Origin of the sequence: Sphingomonas sp. 35-24ZXX, from assembly GCF_000786215.1 — a bacterium.
Classification (GTDB): domain Bacteria; phylum Pseudomonadota; class Alphaproteobacteria; order Sphingomonadales; family Sphingomonadaceae; genus Blastomonas.
In genome coordinates, this window is sequence record NZ_JROG01000001.1 from 219838 (window position 1) to 236828 (window position 16991).

13 protein-coding genes and 1 pseudogene are annotated in these 16991 nt (G+C 65.7%); 7 read left to right on the forward strand and 7 right to left on the reverse strand.

All coding sequences use genetic code 11. The annotated features are described in order from the left end of the window. The first annotated feature begins 22 nt into the window (after positions 1 to 22). From LI72_RS00965 to LI72_RS00980, 4 genes are read left to right on the forward strand one after another with little or no spacing between them, the layout of a single operon-like run. Positions 23 to 658 carry an urea amidolyase associated protein UAAP2 gene (locus LI72_RS00965; RefSeq protein WP_033924008.1) on the forward strand — a complete coding sequence of 212 codons (636 nt, stop codon included), beginning with the start codon at positions 23 to 25 and terminating at the stop codon, positions 656 to 658. Beyond that, positions 655 to 4245, forward strand: coding sequence for an urea carboxylase (uca, locus tag LI72_RS00970; RefSeq protein WP_033924009.1), 3591 nt, complete (start codon positions 655 to 657; stop codon positions 4243 to 4245). Before LI72_RS00965 ends, uca begins: the two co-directional genes overlap by 4 nt. Then, positions 4242 to 6011, forward strand: coding sequence for an allophanate hydrolase (gene atzF / locus LI72_RS00975; protein ID WP_033924010.1), 1770 nt, complete (start codon positions 4242 to 4244; stop codon positions 6009 to 6011). The genes uca and atzF overlap by 4 nt, the downstream gene beginning before the upstream one ends. Before the next feature lie 28 nt (positions 6012 to 6039). After that, entirely contained in the window at positions 6040 to 6972 is a 933-nt protein-coding gene (locus LI72_RS00980) for a Vgb family protein (protein ID WP_033924011.1), read from the forward strand. 49 nt (positions 6973 to 7021) lie between these two features. Here LI72_RS00980 and LI72_RS00985 read toward each other — a convergent pair whose 3' ends face one another. From LI72_RS00985 to LI72_RS01005, 5 genes are all read right to left on the reverse strand, one after another. Beyond that, a complete protein-coding gene (locus tag LI72_RS00985) occupies positions 7022 to 7357 on the reverse strand; it encodes a UrcA family protein (RefSeq protein ID WP_033924012.1) in 336 nt (111 codons plus the stop codon). A gap of 125 nt (positions 7358 to 7482) precedes the next feature. After that, positions 7483 to 7851: a hypothetical protein gene (locus LI72_RS00990; protein WP_033924013.1), complete on the reverse strand. Its 369-nt coding sequence runs from the start codon at positions 7849 to 7851 to the stop codon at positions 7483 to 7485. A 17-nt stretch (positions 7852 to 7868) separates the two neighbouring features. Next, a complete protein-coding gene (locus LI72_RS00995; RefSeq protein ID WP_033924014.1) occupies positions 7869 to 9446 on the reverse strand; it encodes a tetratricopeptide repeat-containing sulfotransferase family protein in 1578 nt (525 codons plus the stop codon). After that, complete coding sequence (locus LI72_RS01000) at positions 9443 to 10354, reverse strand: sterol desaturase family protein (RefSeq protein WP_033924015.1); 912 nt, start codon at positions 10352 to 10354, stop codon at positions 9443 to 9445. The genes LI72_RS00995 and LI72_RS01000 overlap by 4 nt, the downstream gene beginning before the upstream one ends. A gap of 87 nt (positions 10355 to 10441) precedes the next feature. Beyond that, positions 10442 to 11380 (reverse strand): LysR family transcriptional regulator, encoded by a 939-nt coding sequence (locus LI72_RS01005; protein ID WP_033924016.1) that lies wholly within the window; start codon positions 11378 to 11380, stop codon positions 10442 to 10444. Between the two features lie 202 nt (positions 11381 to 11582). Here LI72_RS01005 and LI72_RS01010 point away from each other — a divergent pair, with 202 nt between their 5' ends. The 3 genes and pseudogenes from LI72_RS01010 to LI72_RS20425 all read left to right on the forward strand — a co-directional run. Then, entirely contained in the window at positions 11583 to 12080 is a 498-nt protein-coding gene (locus tag LI72_RS01010; RefSeq protein ID WP_231562323.1) for a (2Fe-2S)-binding protein, read from the forward strand. Then, positions 12080 to 14341: a xanthine dehydrogenase family protein molybdopterin-binding subunit gene (locus LI72_RS01015; protein WP_231562324.1), complete on the forward strand. Its 2262-nt coding sequence runs from the start codon at positions 12080 to 12082 to the stop codon at positions 14339 to 14341. Before LI72_RS01010 ends, LI72_RS01015 begins: the two co-directional genes overlap by 1 nt. A 20-nt stretch (positions 14342 to 14361) precedes the next feature. After that, a pseudogene (locus LI72_RS20425) lies at positions 14362 to 14838 on the forward strand (nucleotidyltransferase family protein); the annotation flags it as partial. A 23-nt stretch (positions 14839 to 14861) separates the two neighbouring features. Here LI72_RS20425 and LI72_RS01020 read toward each other — a convergent pair. Continuing rightward, a complete protein-coding gene (locus LI72_RS01020) occupies positions 14862 to 15863 on the reverse strand; it encodes an XdhC family protein (protein WP_033924017.1) in 1002 nt (333 codons plus the stop codon). Positions 15864 to 16065: 202 nt separating this feature from the next. Then, complete coding sequence (locus tag LI72_RS01025; protein ID WP_033924018.1) at positions 16066 to 16989, reverse strand: CopD family protein; 924 nt, start codon at positions 16987 to 16989, stop codon at positions 16066 to 16068. Positions 16990 to 16991 lie beyond the last annotated feature (2 nt).

Sequence of the window (16991 nt, forward strand, 5' to 3'; positions counted from 1 at the left end):
TTTGCCAGGAGCAGACCCGAACATGAGCGTCGATCCCTATCTCGCTGGCCTTGATGGCCCGGTTGTCCATGACGAAATCGTGGCGGCGCGTGCGCCTTGGCTGCACCATGTTGCTGCCGGGCAGACGTTGCGCATTGTCGACCTGGAAGGAAACCAGGCGGTCGATTTCCTGCTCTACGCCACCGACGACGATGCCGAGCGCTACAGCGCGCAGGATACGGTCGCGGCGCAGGGCAACCTATTCCTGCGCGAAGGCACCGTACTGCGTTCCAACGAAGGCCGCGCAATGATGACCATCGCGGCGACCTCGGTCGATTACCATGACACCATTGGCGGTGCCTGCTCCTGCGAATCCAACACCTTGCGCTACGGTCATCACACCAAATCCGAACACGCCTGCGTCGAGAATTTTCTGGAGGCCAACCTGCTGGAAGGACGCGGCAAGCGTGACATTGTCTCGAACATCAACTTCTTCATGAACGTGCCGGTGGAGCCGGATGGATCGCTGGGCATCGTCGATGGCATTTCCGCGCCGGGCCTCACCGTCGATCTGCGCGCCGAGATGGATGTGACCGTGGTCGTCTCCAACTGCCCGCAGATCAACAACCCCTGCAACGGCTTCAACCCCACCCCCGTGCGCATGATCGTCACCGCATGAGCTATGACACCGTCCTGATTGCCAACCGCGGTGCGATCGCCACCCGGATCATCCGCACGTTGCGGCGCATGGGGCTGCGCTCGGTTGCGGTCTATTCGGAGGCCGACGAGGCATCGCTGCATGTCGCCATGGCGGACGAGGCGGTGTGTATCGGCGCTGCGCGCGCGACCGAAAGCTATCTCAATATCCCGGCGATGCTCGAGGCGGCGCGCAGCACCGGGGCAGGGGCGATCCATCCCGGCTACGGCTTTCTGGCCGAAAATGCTGAGTTTGCCGAAGCCTGCGCCGAGGCCGGGATCGTGTTCATCGGCCCCAGCCCCGAGAACATCCGCACCTTCGGCCTCAAGCACAGCGCCCGCGCGCTGGCGGCGGCGCACGATGTGCCGTTGGCACCGGGCACTGGCCTGCTGACCGACGAGGACGAGGCGGCTGAGGCTGCCCAGGACATCGGCTATCCCGTCATGCTCAAGGCGACCGCAGGCGGCGGCGGCATCGGCATGCGCATTTGCGAGACCGAAGCCGATGTTCGCGAGGGCTTTGCCACCGTTGCGCGGCTGGGGCAGGGCAATTTTGGCGACGCCGGCGTGTTCCTTGAGCGCTATATCCGCCGCGCCCGGCATATCGAGGTGCAGATCTTCGGCGATGGCGCGGGCCAGGTCGTGGCTTTGGGCGAGCGCGATTGCTCGTTGCAGCGGCGCAACCAGAAGGTGGTCGAAGAGGCGCCGGCGCCCTTGCTGCCCGAAGGCATCCGCAGCGCGCTCTATGCTGCGGCGATCCGGCTGGGCCAGGCAGCGCAGTACCGTTCGGCCGGCACGGTCGAATTCCTCTACGATGCAGAGCGGCACGAGTTCTTCTTCCTGGAGATGAACACCCGGCTGCAGGTCGAACATGGCGTCACCGAAGAGGTGATGGGGATCGATCTGGTCGAGTGGATGGTGCGTGGCGGGCAGGGAGACTTTGGGTTCCTGACCTCTGTGCCAACGCGTCCACAGGGCCATTCGGTGCAGGTCCGGCTCTATGCCGAAGACCCCGCGCACGATTACCGCCCCACCTCGGGCACGCTGACGGCGGTGACCTTCCCCGCCGATATCCGCGCCGAAACCTGGGTGATGGCGGGCAGCACCGTCAGCGCCTGGTATGACCCCATGCTGGCCAAGCTGATCGTCCATGCCGAAACCCGCGAGGCTGCGGTCGCCGCGATGCAGGCGGCGCTCGACGAGAGCCGCGTCGACGGCATCGAAAGCAACCTGCGCTGGCTGCGCGACGTGGTGCGGTCAGCCGAATTCGTCAGTGGCGATGTATCGACGCGCGCGCTCGACGCGATCCCCTATCATCCGCGCAGCATCCAGATCGTCAGCGGCGGCACCGCGACCACGGTGCAGGACTGGCCGGGCCGTCAGCGGCTGTGGTCGGTCGGGGTGCCGCCCTCGGGGCCGATGGACGACCAGTCGTTTCGCCTCGGCAACCGGCTGCTCGGCAACCCCGAAGGGACGGCCGGGCTGGAGATCATCGTCACCGGGCCCACGCTGTTGTTCAACGCGCCCGCGCGCATCTGCCTGACCGGCGCGGATTTTCAGGCGACGCTCGATGGCACGCCGGTGCCCCGCGGGACCCCGGTCGATATCGCGGCGGGCCAGACGCTGGCGCTGGGCAAGCTTTCGGGCGGCGGCTGGCGCGGCTATCTGCTGGTGGCGGGCGGTCTCGACATCGCGCCTTATCTGGGCAGCACCAGCACCTTCGAGCTTGGCCAGTTCGGCGGGCATGCCGGGCGCAAGCTGCTTGCGGGCGATACGCTGCATCTGGCGGGCGAACCCGTGGGCAATGCGCTCGCCCTGACGACACTGCCCGATCTGGCGGGCGAATGGACGCTGCGCGTGCTTTATGGCCCGCACGGCGCGCCCGATTTCTTCACCAACGAGGATGTCGACACCTTCATCGCCGCCGATTGGCAGGTGCACTATAATTCGAACCGAACCGGCGTCCGCCTGATCGGCCCCAAGCCGGTCTGGGCGCGCAAGGATGGGGGCGAGGCGGGGCTGCACCCGTCGAACATCCACGACAATCCCTATGCCATCGGCGCGGTCGATTTCACCGGCGACATGCCGATCATCCTCGGCCCCGATGGTCCCTCGCTCGGCGGCTTTGTCTGCCCGTTCGTGGTGATCGCCGCCGACCGATGGAAAATCGGCCAGCTGGCACCGGGCGACAAACTGCGTTTCGTGCCGGTCAACGCGCATGATGCCTTTGCCGCAGACAGCCTGCAGCGCCGGCTGCTGACCACCGGCGAGCGCCATATGGTCAGCCCGGCGCGCCCGATCGAGACCTTGTCGCCGATCCTGGGCGTCATCAGCGATAGCCCGCAGCGGCCGCGCACCGTCTATCGCCAGCAGGGAGACCGCAACATCCTGGTCGAATACGGCCCGATCGTGCTCGACATCGAGCTGCGCATCCGCGTGCAGGCCTTGCTGACCGAGCTCGAGCGGATGGCCCTGCCCGGGGTGATCGATATCGTGCCCGGCATCCGGTCGCTGCAGTTCCATTTCGATGGCGTCACGATGACACAGGGCATGGCGCTGGCGTCGTTGATGGCGGCGGAGGAGCGGCTGGGCGATCTGGAGGATTTCACCATCCCCTCGCGCATCGTCCATCTGCCGCTGAGCTGGCGCGACCCCGCGATCATCGAGACCATCGAGAAATACATGGGTGCGGTGCGCGACGATGCGCCGTGGTGCCCCGACAATATCGAGTTCATCCGCCGCATCAACGGCCTGCCCGACACGGCGGCGGTCGAGAATCTGATCTTCGATGCCAATTATCTCGTGCTGGGGCTGGGCGATGTCTATCTGGGCGCGCCGGTCGCGACGCCGGTCGATCCGCGCCACCGGCTGGTCACCACCAAGTACAATCCGGCGCGCACCTGGACCCCGCCCAATGTCGTGGGCATCGGCGGCGCGTATATGTGCATCTACGGCATGGAGGGGCCGGGGGGCTATCAGCTGTTCGGGCGCACGATCCAGGTGTGGAATACCCACCGCCAGACCGACGCCTTTACCGAAGGCAAGCCGTGGCTGCTGCGCTTCTTCGACCAGATCCGTTTCTACCCGGTGAGCGCCGACGAGCTGACCGAATGGCGGCGCGATTTCCCGAGCGGGCGTCGCTCGATCCGCATCGAGCCCTCCGAATTCCGCCTCGCCGATTATCGCGCATTTCTCGCCGACAATGCCGATGCCATCGCCGCGTTCGAGGCGCAGCGCCAGGCTGCGTTCGATGCCGAACGCGCCGAGTGGCAAAGGCTGGGCGAGTTCGACCGGACCGACGCGGCGGAGGTGGCGGTCGCTGCCGAGCAGGTCGAGGTGCCCGAAGGCGCCGATCTGGTCGAGACGCCGTTTGGTGGCAGCGTGTGGAAGATGCTGGTCGCGGTCGGCGACGAGGTCGAGGCGGGCGATGCGATCGCGATCATCGAGGCGATGAAGATGGAATGCCGCGTCGACAGCCCCGGCGCCGGAACCATCTCCGCGCTCTATGCCCGCGAACGCCAGTCGATCCTGCCGGGCGAGCCGATCCTTGCGCTGACGAGGCACGCATGACCGCGCCCGCCCGCCTCAGCGCCGGGGCCATCGCGCGGGCCGTCAATGCACGAGAGGCGACCGCGGTTGCCATCGCCGAAGACAGCCTCGCGCGCATCGCCGCTTATGATGCCGTGCAGCCGCAGATCTGGATCAGCCGTACCGCGCCCGAGGCCGTGATCGCGGCTGCGCGCGCAGTCGATGCGCGGGTGGCGGCGGGCGAGACGCTGCCGCTCGCCGGGGTGCCGTTCGCGGCCAAGGACAATATCGATGTCGCAGGGCTTGAGACGACGGCTGCGTGCCCCGCCTTCGCCTATCGGCCTGCAGCCTCCGCATGTGTGGTCGAACGCCTGCTGGCCGCCGGTGCGATCTGCATGGGCAAGACCAATCTCGACCAGTTCGCCACCGGTCTCAACGGCACGCGCAGCCCCTATGGTGCGCCGCGCAACGCCTATAACCTTGCCTATGTCAGCGGCGGGTCCAGCTCGGGGTCGGCCAGTGCGACGGCGGCCGGGCTGGTTGCCTTTGCGCTCGGCACCGATACCGCAGGCTCGGGCAGGGTCCCGGCCGCCTTCCAGCATCTGATCGGCTTCAAGCCCAGCAAGGGGCGGTGGAGCAACCGCGGGCTGGTGCCCGCCTGCCGCACGCTCGACTGCATCACCGTGTTCACTGACGACACTGGCGATGCCCGGCTGATTGACGGCGTGGTCGCGGGCTTCGATGCCGCGGACGCCTATTCCAAGCCGCTGGCCGATCGCCCGCTCGCACCCCGCACCATTGGCGTACCGCGCCGTGACCAGCGGATGTTCTTCGGCGATCTGGAATCGGAATATCTCTACGACCGCGCGCTGGAAAAGCTGACCGCGCTCGGTACCCTCATCGAGATCGACTATGCCCCGCTGCAGGAAGCCGCGCAGCTGCTTTATGGCGGCCCCTGGGTGGCGGAGCGCACGGCGGCGCTGGCCGGTCTGCTCGCCAGCGACCCCGACGCCATCGACCCGACCGTGCGCGAGATCGTTTCGGAGGGGCTTGAGACCAGGGCGGTCGATCTGTTCAACGGCATCTACCGCCTCGCGGAACTCAAGCGCCATGCCGATACATTGTGGGAGAGCATCGACATGATGGTCTTCCCCACCACCGGCACCACCTATCGCGTCGCCGAACTGAAGGCCGCGCCGATCGCTCTCAACAGCGCGCTGGGGGCCTATACCAATTTCGTCAACCTGCTCGACATGGCCGCGCTGGCGGTTCCGGCGGGCGCGCGCGCCAATGGCACGGGCTTTGGCATCACCCTGATCGGCCCTGCCGATACCGACCTTGCGCTGCTCGATGCGGCGGATGCCTATCTTTCGGTGGTCGATCTTCCCGGGCCACCCCCGCTTGACCTGGAGGGCAAAATGCAGACCGTGAAACTCGCCGTCGTCGGCGCACATCTCAAAGACATGCCGCTGCACTGGCAGCTGACCTCGCGCGAGGCGAGCTTCGTCGGCGCGTTCGAGACCGCACCCGAATATCGGCTCTATGCCATCGCCAACAGTGTCCCGCCCAAGCCCGCGCTGGTCCACAGCCCGGACGGCGCGGCGATCAAGGTCGAAGTGTACGAGATGGGTGTTGCCGAATTCGGCAGCTTCGTCGTCGAGGTGCCGCCGCCGCTGGCGATCGGCACGGTGACGCTGGCCGACGGCACTTCGGTCAAGGGTTTCGTCGCCGAACCGCGCGCGCTGACCGGCGCCGAAGACATTACGCATCTAGGGGGCTGGCGCGCTTACATTGCGCAAATGGCCTGATTTTTCGGACAGTTGGAAAGGGCAGTTGATGCAGAAACTTCGCATGACCACCGCCGCGCTTGCGGCTGGACTCTCCGCCCTTTCGCCGATGGCGCAGGCGCATCCCGAACAGGTGATCGACGTCCCCGGCTTTGCCGATTTCCTGGCGGTCGATGGCGACAGCGTCTGGGCGACCAACGATGGCCGCGTCGAACGCTGGTCCCGCAAGGGCAAGATCGCCGGGGTGCCGATGTCCAAGCCCTGCGGCGCGATGGCGATCCTCGACGGGTCGTTATGGGTGGCGGACTGCAAGGAGAAGGCGCTCGTCCGCATCGACACGCAGTCGGCTCAGAAGATTGCAACAGTGGCAACCGGCCTTGCCAGCCCGGGCGAACTCAATGTGGTCGCAGGAGCGGGATCGATCTGGGTGGCGAGCGATCATGCGGCGGGCAAGGTGACGCGGGTCGATCCTGCCACCAACACCGTCATCGCCACGATCACGGTCAGCCCCGGCACCTGGTACCTCGCGTTCGGCTTTGGCTCGCTTTGGGCGGTCAGCAGCGAGAGCAAGACGGTCCAGCGGATCGACCCTGCCACCAACACGGTCACCAAGACCACGATGCTGGGCAACATCCCGGGCTTCCTCACGACGGGTGAAGGCGCAGTGTGGGTGCAGGAACAGGGCGATGGCACCGTCGCGAAGGTCGACCCGGCAACGGGCGAGGTGCTGGGCCGCGCCAAGGTTGGCGCGGTGCTCAAATATGGCGATATCGATACCGGGGCCGGCATGGTGTGGCTGCGCACCACCGAGGACCAGACCTTTGTCGCGATTGACCCGAAGACACTGGAGGTTGTCGCGCGGCTGGGCAAGGCAGAGGGGAGCGGCGCGCTGCGCTACACTGAGGGCGGTTTGTGGACATCAGCGCATGACGTGCACACGCTGACCTGGTGGCCTGCGCCGATCCTGACAGCTGCCCCGTAACCTGTATCGCCATCCGAAGGGACGATGGCGATACAGGAAGGGACATGGTTCAGCGCAGCGAGGCGACCTGGGTGGCCGCCTTGGGCGTTGCGCGAGCAAGACGCGCCTCGATCTGCGAGCGGACATCGGCAGCCACCGATGCGCGGCATTTCTGAGTCTGGACCTGCGTTGCCAGCGGCACGCTCGACAGGCGCTCGCCGCAGACGGTGCGGGCGGCCTGATCGACGCGGATGGCAAGCCGCTGCTGGCCGTCAGCGGTGGACAGGTCGAGACCCTGAAGGTTGAGGATCGCCTTGTCCTTGACGAAGGGGTTTTCGGTTGCGGCTGCACCGGTGGCGGTCAGCGCGAAGGCGAGGGTGGCGAATGCCACGAGGCCGGTTTTCATCGTTCATCTCCTGCAAAAGACGGGTACGGCTCTGCGGCCGCTGGGAAGCATCCTAGCGGGAGACGAGAAAACTTTCAATATATAACCAGTTCTTGTACTTTTATTACTTCGACCTTGAGGCGTTATTACTTCACCGTGACGACCAGCATCGCCAGATCGGTCTTTGGCGACAGCAGCCCCACCGGCAATCGGGCATCGCGAACCGCATCGTCCACCGCGACCGAAATGGTGCGCGCATGCGGTGCCGACCAGGCGCGAACCGTCGAGACGGGTACGCTCGCGGTCCACCGATGATGTCCGCTGGCTGGCACTTCATGCCCGTTAATCAAGACCTTGGATGCCGCGCTGGTGCGGTGGCCGGATACCACGACGCAGCTTTCCGCACCGCATCCAACCAGCCGGGTGCGCAGCGCGGCGCCGTCGCAGGCCGCGGCGGGCACGGCCACCGCGCCCGCCATCAGAACGGCGGTCATGAGCGAAAGGCTACGCAGCATCGTCGGGCTCCTGCTTGTCATGAGATGGCCACGCCATGGTCTTCGAAGAACCTGCGGACCGGTTCGAGCACCTCGGCGTGACGCTTCCAGCGCGCGACCGAGTCGGTGTAGATCGGGCGGCGCACTTGCGCGGCGCTGGGCGTGGAGACCGGAGCGGTGTTGGCGTGGAACGCAAGGCAATCGTCGGACCAGTCTAGCCCGCAATGGCTGAGCAGACGCTCGGTCTGCCCCTGCTGGTCGGCGATCAGGTCCTCATACTGCACTTCCAGCACGCGGCCGGGCAGTTCGCGCGCCCACAAAGTCATCAGCCGATCGAACCGGACATAATAGGCGGCGATGTCGAGCAGATCGTAGCTGTAATCATAATAGCGCGAGCTGATCGCGAAAAGGTTGCGGAAATTGGCCAGCACCGTGTCCATCGGGTGGCGGCGCAGGCAGACGATCCTTGCGGAGGGCAGGGCGCGCGCGATGAAGCCGGCGTACTGGAAGTTGCCGGGAAACTTGTCGGTAAAGCGCAGCGCCGGGTCGCGGCGATGGTGCTGAGCACGCGCCATGTAATCCTGTCCGATCGCGGCCATGTCCGCCCGCGCGGCGGCGTGGATGGTCTCTGGGTCGAGCACGTTGCGGCTGCGCGTTCCGGCGGCGATCTTCACCGCGAGCGGCATCGCCTGCAGTTCGCCCGCGCTTTCCATCGCCGGGTGCGAGGTAAGGATCCTGTCGACCAGGGTGGTTCCGGTGCGCGGCATGCCGATGATGAACACCGGTGCATCGGTGCTGGCCGGAGCCTCTGGCCTGGCGCGCAGGCTGGGCCAGGCCGCCTCGATCGCATCGAAATTGGCGGCATCGAACGCAAAATCATAGTCGAGCGAGCGGCGGTGCTCGCCATTGGCGGTGCACAGGATGTCGAGTGCCTGGTCGGGCTCGCCGATATCCTCCAGCTCCTTTGCAAGCGCATAGCCCAGCAGCAGCCGGTCGCGCCCTTGGTGCGCGCGCGCAAAGGTCTGACCCAGCCGGGCGACATGGTTGCGATCCGCGCTCTGCTTTTTCAGGCTGGCAAGCAGGTGATGCGCGCGGGCGTGATCGGGCGCGATGGCGATCAGCGCCTCGAGCGCCGCCTCCGCAGCCTGGGTCCGGCCCAGGAAGTTGAGCGTGACGCCGACATTGTAGCGATATTCGGTATCGTCGGGTCGCAGCCGGGACGCTTCCTCGAAATGCACCAGCGCGGCGGCATGATCGCCCAGCCTAGCATAGACGCAGCCCATGGTGTCGCGGCTCAGCGCATCGGCCGGTGGCGCGGTCTCCGCCTGCTGGAGGATCGCTGCCGCCTCACCATCGCGCCGGACCATGATGTAGAGCTTGGCGAGTTGCGCGCGATATTCGCCGGTGGGTTCGTGCGCGACCGCCTGTTCGAGATGCCGGATTCCCGCGGTCACCCGGCCTGCCGACGATTCCGCAATTCCCAGCAGAAAATGCCCCTCGGCATCAAGCGGATCGTCGGACAGCAGCGATGCCGCAAAGCGGTGCGTGGCGGACAGGTCGCCCTGGTCCAGCGCGGCACGGGCGGCATCGATCCGGCGGGTCCGCGTGCTGATCATGCTGCGGCAGGCCCTCCGCTTTCATCGCCTGCCGGGCCTGTCTTGCGCGCCTTGTAGCGGTCGATCAGCGGCTGGAACGGGAAGATGGTCTGTTCCCAGATCGACAGCCGCCGCCGGTCATCCTGTCCCACCAGCACCCCTTCGCCCTCGCAATACGTGCCGAAGATGCGATCGAGCAGGATCAGCGAGTTGCCATAATTGCACCGTGTCGCCGCGTAGTCGGTCGAATGGTGCAGGCTGTGATGGCGGATCGTGGTGAAGAAGAACGAGTACCAGATCGGCGGATTGGCCTTCACATTGGCATGCGCAAAGGTCGAAATGACGTTGAGCGTGTTCAGTCCCGCGAACAGTGCAGTCGTGTCGAAGTCGAAGAACGCCAGCACGCTCAAGGAGATCAGGAACAGCTCGATCGGGTTGCCCACCGCACCCTTGGCGGCGTTGAGCTGGGTAATGTGATGGTGCGGCGCATGCGTCAGCCAGAACGGCGTCGAGTTGTGCATCAGCCGGTGCATCCAGTATTGGCCGAATTCGAGGATAACGATGACCATCATCACCTGCACCAGCCAGGGAACCTCAGCCATCCACGTGGTGCTGATGCCCAGCCAATCCTTGAGCGCCAGCAGCGGATCCTCGGCGAGCGTCTTGCTCAGCCAGGCGATGACCGTGGAACTCAGCACGACATAGAACAGGTCGGTGAAAAACTCCTGCCGGTTCATCCGCCAGCCGCTGTGGCGTTCGTGCACGAACTCGAGCAGCAGCACGATGACCGTGATCGCCGACGATGTCACGATCAGCAGCCACGGCACATCGGTGACAGCCTTGGGCGCGAAGGCCCAGAACAGCAGCACCAGCGCGATCATCGCCGGGGGCACGTGATTGAACACCTTGTCCTTGAGCGTTTCGGTCATGCGGCAACTCCGTTCATCGCTTGGAGTTTGCGCTGCGTTGCGTCATCAAGGCAGGGGTATTTGAGCGATGAAATCCATAGATTTGATCTATGTCGCGCGCATCGCGCGCACGCGGCGGAAGACCTCGTCCCAGAACAGTTGCGTGGCCGTGTCGCGGGCAGGGTCGGTCCGCGCCAGCAGGTAGATATCGTAGGACGGCTCCGCATCGGCGTAGAGCATCGGCCAGAGCCGTCCGCTCGCCACGTCTGCTTGCGCCGCGAGGATCGGCAGGAAGCCGATGCCGACACCCAGGCGGATCAGCCGTTGCGCCTCGTTGATATCCTCGGCCAGCCCGCTGACCTTGGTGCCAAGGCCATTGCGGCGCCGCAGATTGGTGATCAGTTCGATCTCGTCGTCGCCGGTCAGCACGAAATGCTCGTCCTTCAGGTCGCTCAGGCGCGTGACGTGATGGCCGAACCACGGGTTGCTCCGCGCACAATAGAGCTGCTGGCGTTCGACCAGCAAAGGCTCGTATTTCAAGGTGCCGCGCACGCTGCTGTCGTAGCTGACGCCGATTTCGACCTCGCCCTGTTCCAGCGCATCGAGCACCTGCCGCCAAGGCGAGACGCGGACCTCGATATGGATGTCCGGATCGCGCCGGTGAAAGCTGGCGATCGCCTCGTCGAACTCGGGCGAGACCAGCCCCGAGACGATCTGGATGCGGACATAACCTTCGACGCGCCGCGTCGCCTGCGCAATCTGGTGCGGCATCATCCGCGCCGATTCGAGCATGTCCTCGCACAGCGCCATCATCGCCTTGCCCGCCGCGGTCATTTCCACCCCGGTGGCGGTGCGCAGCAGCAATGTCGCGCCGACATGCTCTTCGAGCCGCTTGAGCGCGGCGCTGATGCTCGGCTGCTGGCGGTTGAGCTTGCGCGCTGCCGCGCCGATGCCGCCCGCGCGGACGATATCGACAAAGGTACGCAGCAGGTTCCAATCGACCCGGCTGGCGAATTTCCGGTCGATCAGAGGTTCCTGATCCCGCATGATGACCCCCGACTTATGTTCTCGCTGGCGTGGCATAGATCATATCGATGTCTGTTTTGCAATGCGCCTGCATCCGGCTATGACACGCTTGCGCTGGCAGCCGGTGGATCGTTCGCGAGGACTACATCTCGCCGCATTTCCGATGGCGAGTGCAGATATTGGTTGCTATACAAGACTGAATTTCAACCGAGGGGGTAGGGCGGTGGCAATCGACTTTCTGGTCAACGGCAAGCAGGTCAGCGTGGAGGTCGAGGCCGATACGCCGCTGTTGTGGGTGTTGCGCGAGGAGTTGGCGCTTACTGGCACCAAGTTCGGCTGCGGCATCGCGGCCTGCGGCGCGTGCTCGGTGCATGTCGATGGCGCGATCACTCGCTCGTGCAGCGTACCGATCAGCGATATCGGCGGCAAATCGGTGACCACGATCGAGGGCCTCAAGAGCGCGGATGGCACGTTGCACCGGGTGCAGCAGGCCTGGATCGAGGCGCAGGTGCCGCAGTGCGGCTATTGCCAGTCGGGGCAGATCATGGCGGCGGTGGCCCTGATCGAGAGCACCGGCAGCCCCAGCGATGCACAGATCGATGAGGCGATGACCAACATCTGCCGCTGCGGCACCTATCCGCGCATCCGCAAGGCGATCATCGCGGCGACAGGACAGGCTTCATCGGGCCAGGCGCCCGCCGTTCAGCAGGGAGACGCATGATGGCCGACAATCCCAATCCCGAGATGGACGTGATGCAGCCCGCCAAGCCGGTGAAGAAGAAGGGCATCAAGCGCCGTTTCTTCCTGATCGGCAGCGCCTTGCTGGTCGGCGGCGGCGCTTTCGGGCTCTACTGGGGCGACAGTTCGGCTGCAGCCCGCGCAAAGGCACTCACCGAGACCGGCAACGATCACAATTTCCTCAGCTGGATGAAGATCGCCGAGGACGATACCGTCACCCTCTATTCGCCGCATATCGATTTTGGTCAGGGCAGCCACACCGCGCTCGCGCAGATGCTGGCCGACGAGTTGGACGCGGACTGGTCGAAGGTGAAGGTCCAGCAGGCACCTGCCGATACCGCATTTGCCAATTCGGCTCTGGGCAAGGGCTTCCTCGCGGAAATGTCGGGCGCGCCCGGCGTCATCAACGCGCTGCCGGCGGCGATCATCTCGATGATCGCGCGGTCGATGCCGCTGCAGATCACTGGCGGCTCCTCCGCCATTCGCTTTACCGGCCAGGTGGGCATGCGCACGGTGGGCGCGGCGGTGCGATCGGCGCTGGTTGCCGAAGCCGCAGACCGTCTGGGCGTGCCCGAATCCGAGCTCACCACCGTCGACAGCAAGGTGATCCATGCGAAGTCGGGCAAGTCGCTGCGCTATGGCGAACTGGCGGCCGGCGCGGCGGAGCGGTCGCTGCCCGGATCGCCCGCGCTCAAGAACTCCAAGGACTTCAAGCTGATCGGCAAGCCGATCGCGCGGATGGACATCCCCGCCAAGGTCGATGGCAGCGCGCGCTATGGCATCGATTTCACGCTGCCCGACATGCGCGTCGCGACCATCGCTGCGGCGCCCGTGCGCGGCGGCAAGCTGGTTTCGGTCGATGAAAAGCCCGCGCTCGCGGTTGCGGGGGTCGAAAAGGTTATCAAGCTCGACGATGCGGTGATCGTCGTCGCCAAGCGCTATTGGCAGGCGCTCAAGGGTCTGCGCGCGCTCAGCCCGCAGTTTTCGGACGGCGGTCACAAGGGCGTGTCGAGCGCCTCGGTGCATGCTGCGCAGGTGGCGCTGCGCACGTCGGGCAAGCCTGAGAACGAGGGCGGCGACGGCGATGTCGATGCTGCCTTTGCGGCAGCGGGTGCCAAGCCGGTCCGCGCCGAATATCGCGTGCCGTTCCTCCACCATGCGATGATGGAGCCGTTTGCGCTGTCGGGGCATTACAAGGATGGCAAGCTCACCTTGTGGGGCGGCCTGCAGGATCCTTTGACCACCCGCGCTCGTGCGGCCAAGGCGGCAGGACTGGACATGGACGATGTCGCGTTCAACCCGATGCTGATGGGCGGCGGGTTCGGGCGGCGCTTTCCGGACATGACCGAGATTGTCGATCAGGTGGCCCTGCTCGCCAAGCAGGTTCCCTATCCGGTCAAGCTGGTCTGGAGCCGCGAGGAAGAGGTGCGGCACGGGTCCTATCGTCCGCAATCATCGGCAGAGCTTTCGGCGATATTGGGCAAGGATGGCAAGATTGCCGCCTGGCGCACCGATTATGTGCAGAGCGGCGATGCTGAGGCCGAAACCAGCTTCATCTACGCGATCCCGGCGGCGTCGCGCCGCCATTTTGCCTATCAGTCGAACCAGAATGACGGGCCGTGGCGTTCGGTCAACTCGACGCAGATGGGCTTTTACAACGAGAGCTTCATCGACGAACTGGCGCACGCCGCAGGAGAAGACCCCTATCAGTTCCGTCGCAAGCACTTGCCCGAAGGCTCGCGCCACCGCGCGGTGCTCGATGCGGTGGCCAAGCGCTCGGGCTGGGGCAGTCCGCTTCCCGAAGGCACGGGACGCGGCATCGCGATCGTCGAGAGCTTCGGCACCATTGTTGCCGAGGTGATCGAGGCAAGCGTGCACGAGGACGGCAGACCCAAGGTGCTCAAGGCCTGGGCGGTGGTCGATTGCGGCACCACGGTCAATCCACTGAACGCCGAGGCGCAGATAGCGGGCGGTCTGATCATGGGGCTCTCGTCGGCGATCGGCGAGGAAATCACGCTCGACAAGGGCGCGGTCGTGCAGAGCAACTTCAACGATTACGAGATCCTGAAACTTGCCGATGCGCCGCCGGTGGTCGACGTGCATTTCATCGAGAGCGGTGCCAAGATGGGTGGGATCGGCGAGCCCGGCGTTCCGCCTGCGTCACCGGCGCTGGCCAATGCGCTGTTCGCCGCGACCGGCAAGCGCATTCGCACGTTGCCGCTGCGCACCCAGGCCAAGGCCTGAGCGACCGTCGCGCCATGGCCATGCCCGGCTGGGGCGCGCTGATCCTCGCAGCAGGTGCGGCGCGGCGCTTCGGTGCGCCCAAGATGCTTGCGATGCTGGACGGGGCGCCGGTTGTCCGTCGCACGGCCGAGGCCGTGGTCGCGGCAGGCTTTGACGATGTCGTCGTGGTGACCGGTTCGCAGCACGCGGCGATTGCCGCAGCGCTGGCCGGACTGGATTGCCGGGTTCTGGAAACACCTGATTGGGCAGAAGGCATGGCTGCCTCGATCCGCACCGGCAGCGCCGCGCTGGCAGGAGCCGGGCGGGGGCTGTTCGTGTTCCTGGGAGACATGCCGCTGGTGCCCATCGCTTTGTGCCAGCCTCTGGCAGACCTCGCCGAGGCAGGGGGCTATGCCGCACGGCCCCGGGAGGCGGGCAAGCCGGGGCATCCGGTCTGCTTCACGCTCGCAGCCCTGGCCGATCTGGCACGGCTGCAAGGGGATGACGGTGCAGCGCCGCTGTTGAAGCAAAAGCCGGTGGCCTATCTGGATACCACCGATAGCGGGGTGCTGCTCGACATCGATGCTCCGGACGATCTCGCCGCGGCCGAGCGGGCTTGGAAATCGCGCACCACTTCAGCCACCAGCGCCAGCGCGATATCGCGCGGAGCCTTGCCGAAGCCCTGAAGTCCGATCGGGGCGTGCAACTGCGCGATCCGTGTCTCGTCGACGCCATGCATGCGCAGCTGGGCCATCCGGCCATCAAGCCGTGCACGGGCGCCGATGGCTCCCACATAGAACGCATCGGACAGCAGCGCACGGGCGAGGGCTGCCTCGTCATCCTCGCGGTCATGCGACAGCACCGCGACGGCGGTCCATGGGTCCAGCCCGATCGCATCCAGCGCGGCTGCAGCGGCGGTACGATGGTAGGCAATGCCGGCAAAGGGGGGCAATTCGGGGCCGTTGGGGGTGATCAGCATGACCTCCAGCCCCAGCTGGCAGGCCAACGCCGCACTGGCGAGCGCGGTCGCATCCTCGCCGATCAGCACCAGCCGCAGCACCGGTTCAAAGAGTTTCGCATACCGCGCGCCATCCCATGGAGCATGCGCGGCATGGGGAGCCGAGGCCTGACGGGTGGTGCCATTACTGGTCCACAGGACAGGCGCTCGCTCGGCATGACCCTGAAGCAGTGCGGCCAGTGCGGGATCGTCCCTGCCCACCGGCTCCACCAGCACCGAAATGCCCGTGCCGCAGGCGAGCTGGATGTCGATCCAGGGGCTGCCTTCGCCATAACGCAGCAGCCGAGGTTCGCCGCTTGCCATCGCCTCGCGGCCATGGCGCGCGACATCGGCCTCGATACAGCCGCCCGAGAGATAGCCCCAATGCTCGTCCTGCGTGATCAGCATCTGTGCGCCGATCTCGCGCGGGGCAGGGCCCGATGTCTCGACCAGCGTCGCGATGGCAAAGCATTGTGATGCGGCAAGCTGCTCGATCAGCAACGGCCTGATATCATCTGCCTGCGCTGCGAGATTCCATTTGCTCATGCCATGCCTGTCGTTGGATGTTGGGTCGTGACCATGCTGCCCTGCCACCGGGTAACGATCCTGACCGTGCCTGGTTCACTGATAGGCATCGCCGGTGCCAAGCGAAAGTGGCGGAGCCCGAAGGTTTCGCAATATTCGTCCCGCTCCGTGGATGGGATGGATTGCCAAGCCGGGAACAGGTAGGAATCATCGCCAGCCAATCTCAGTTCAGCGGTGACCCGAGACCCAGTACCGCCGTGATGCCAAGGATGGCAATGGCAAGAGCGAGTTCCATGATCAGGCTGGCCCGCACCCGCGGCAGCAGGGCGGCATCATCCGGTGCTGCGGCGTCTCCGTTCGCCATGCGGTTGCGCGCCGTGGCCGCGTGATGGCGAGCGCAGGCCAGCATCAGCAAGACCAGTGCAATCTTGCCTGCCAGCAGCCAGCCATAGGACCCGGCGAGCACCGCGACGCTGTTCTCGATACCGAAGACCAGCTGCGCGTTGAGGGCACCGGTCACCGCCATGATGGCGACAATGGCGATGCCCAGGCCCCTGAAATCATGCATCGCGACGAGCAGGCGGCGGGCCGTAGCGTGGTCACGACGGCGGTGCGCGCCGATGGTGCTGGCGACAAATCCGCCGATCGCGCCGAACCACAGGCCTGCCGCCACCAGATGAACGCCGTTGTTGGTGCGATGGGCCAGCCCGACCAGGCCCTCGCTCGCTGCCGCGTGACCGCTCCAGCCCAAGGTCAGCAGCGCCAGCGCATAGCACGCGGCGGTCGCGATGGTTCCGGCTGGTGAGCTCCAGGCGCGGATCACCACAACGAGCCCGACCAGCAACAGTGCCATGCGCACACCAAAGGCCCAGCCTGTGGGCGTGGTCGACAGCATCGCCCAGACCGTTTCGCTGCCGAGATCGGTCAATGTCTGGCCCATCATCGCGGCGATCCCGGCCAGCATCACGCCGAGCGACAGCAACGGAGCTGCGATCGCCGCTGCGACGACAAGCGGGCGATACCACTGATCGTCGTTCGCTACCAAATGGCGCAGCGCCGGGGTCCGCCATGCCATTGCCCCGAACAGACCCAGCAGCACGGCGTAATGACCGAATCGCAGTGCCTGAAACAGCCAGTCGGCCGGCATCG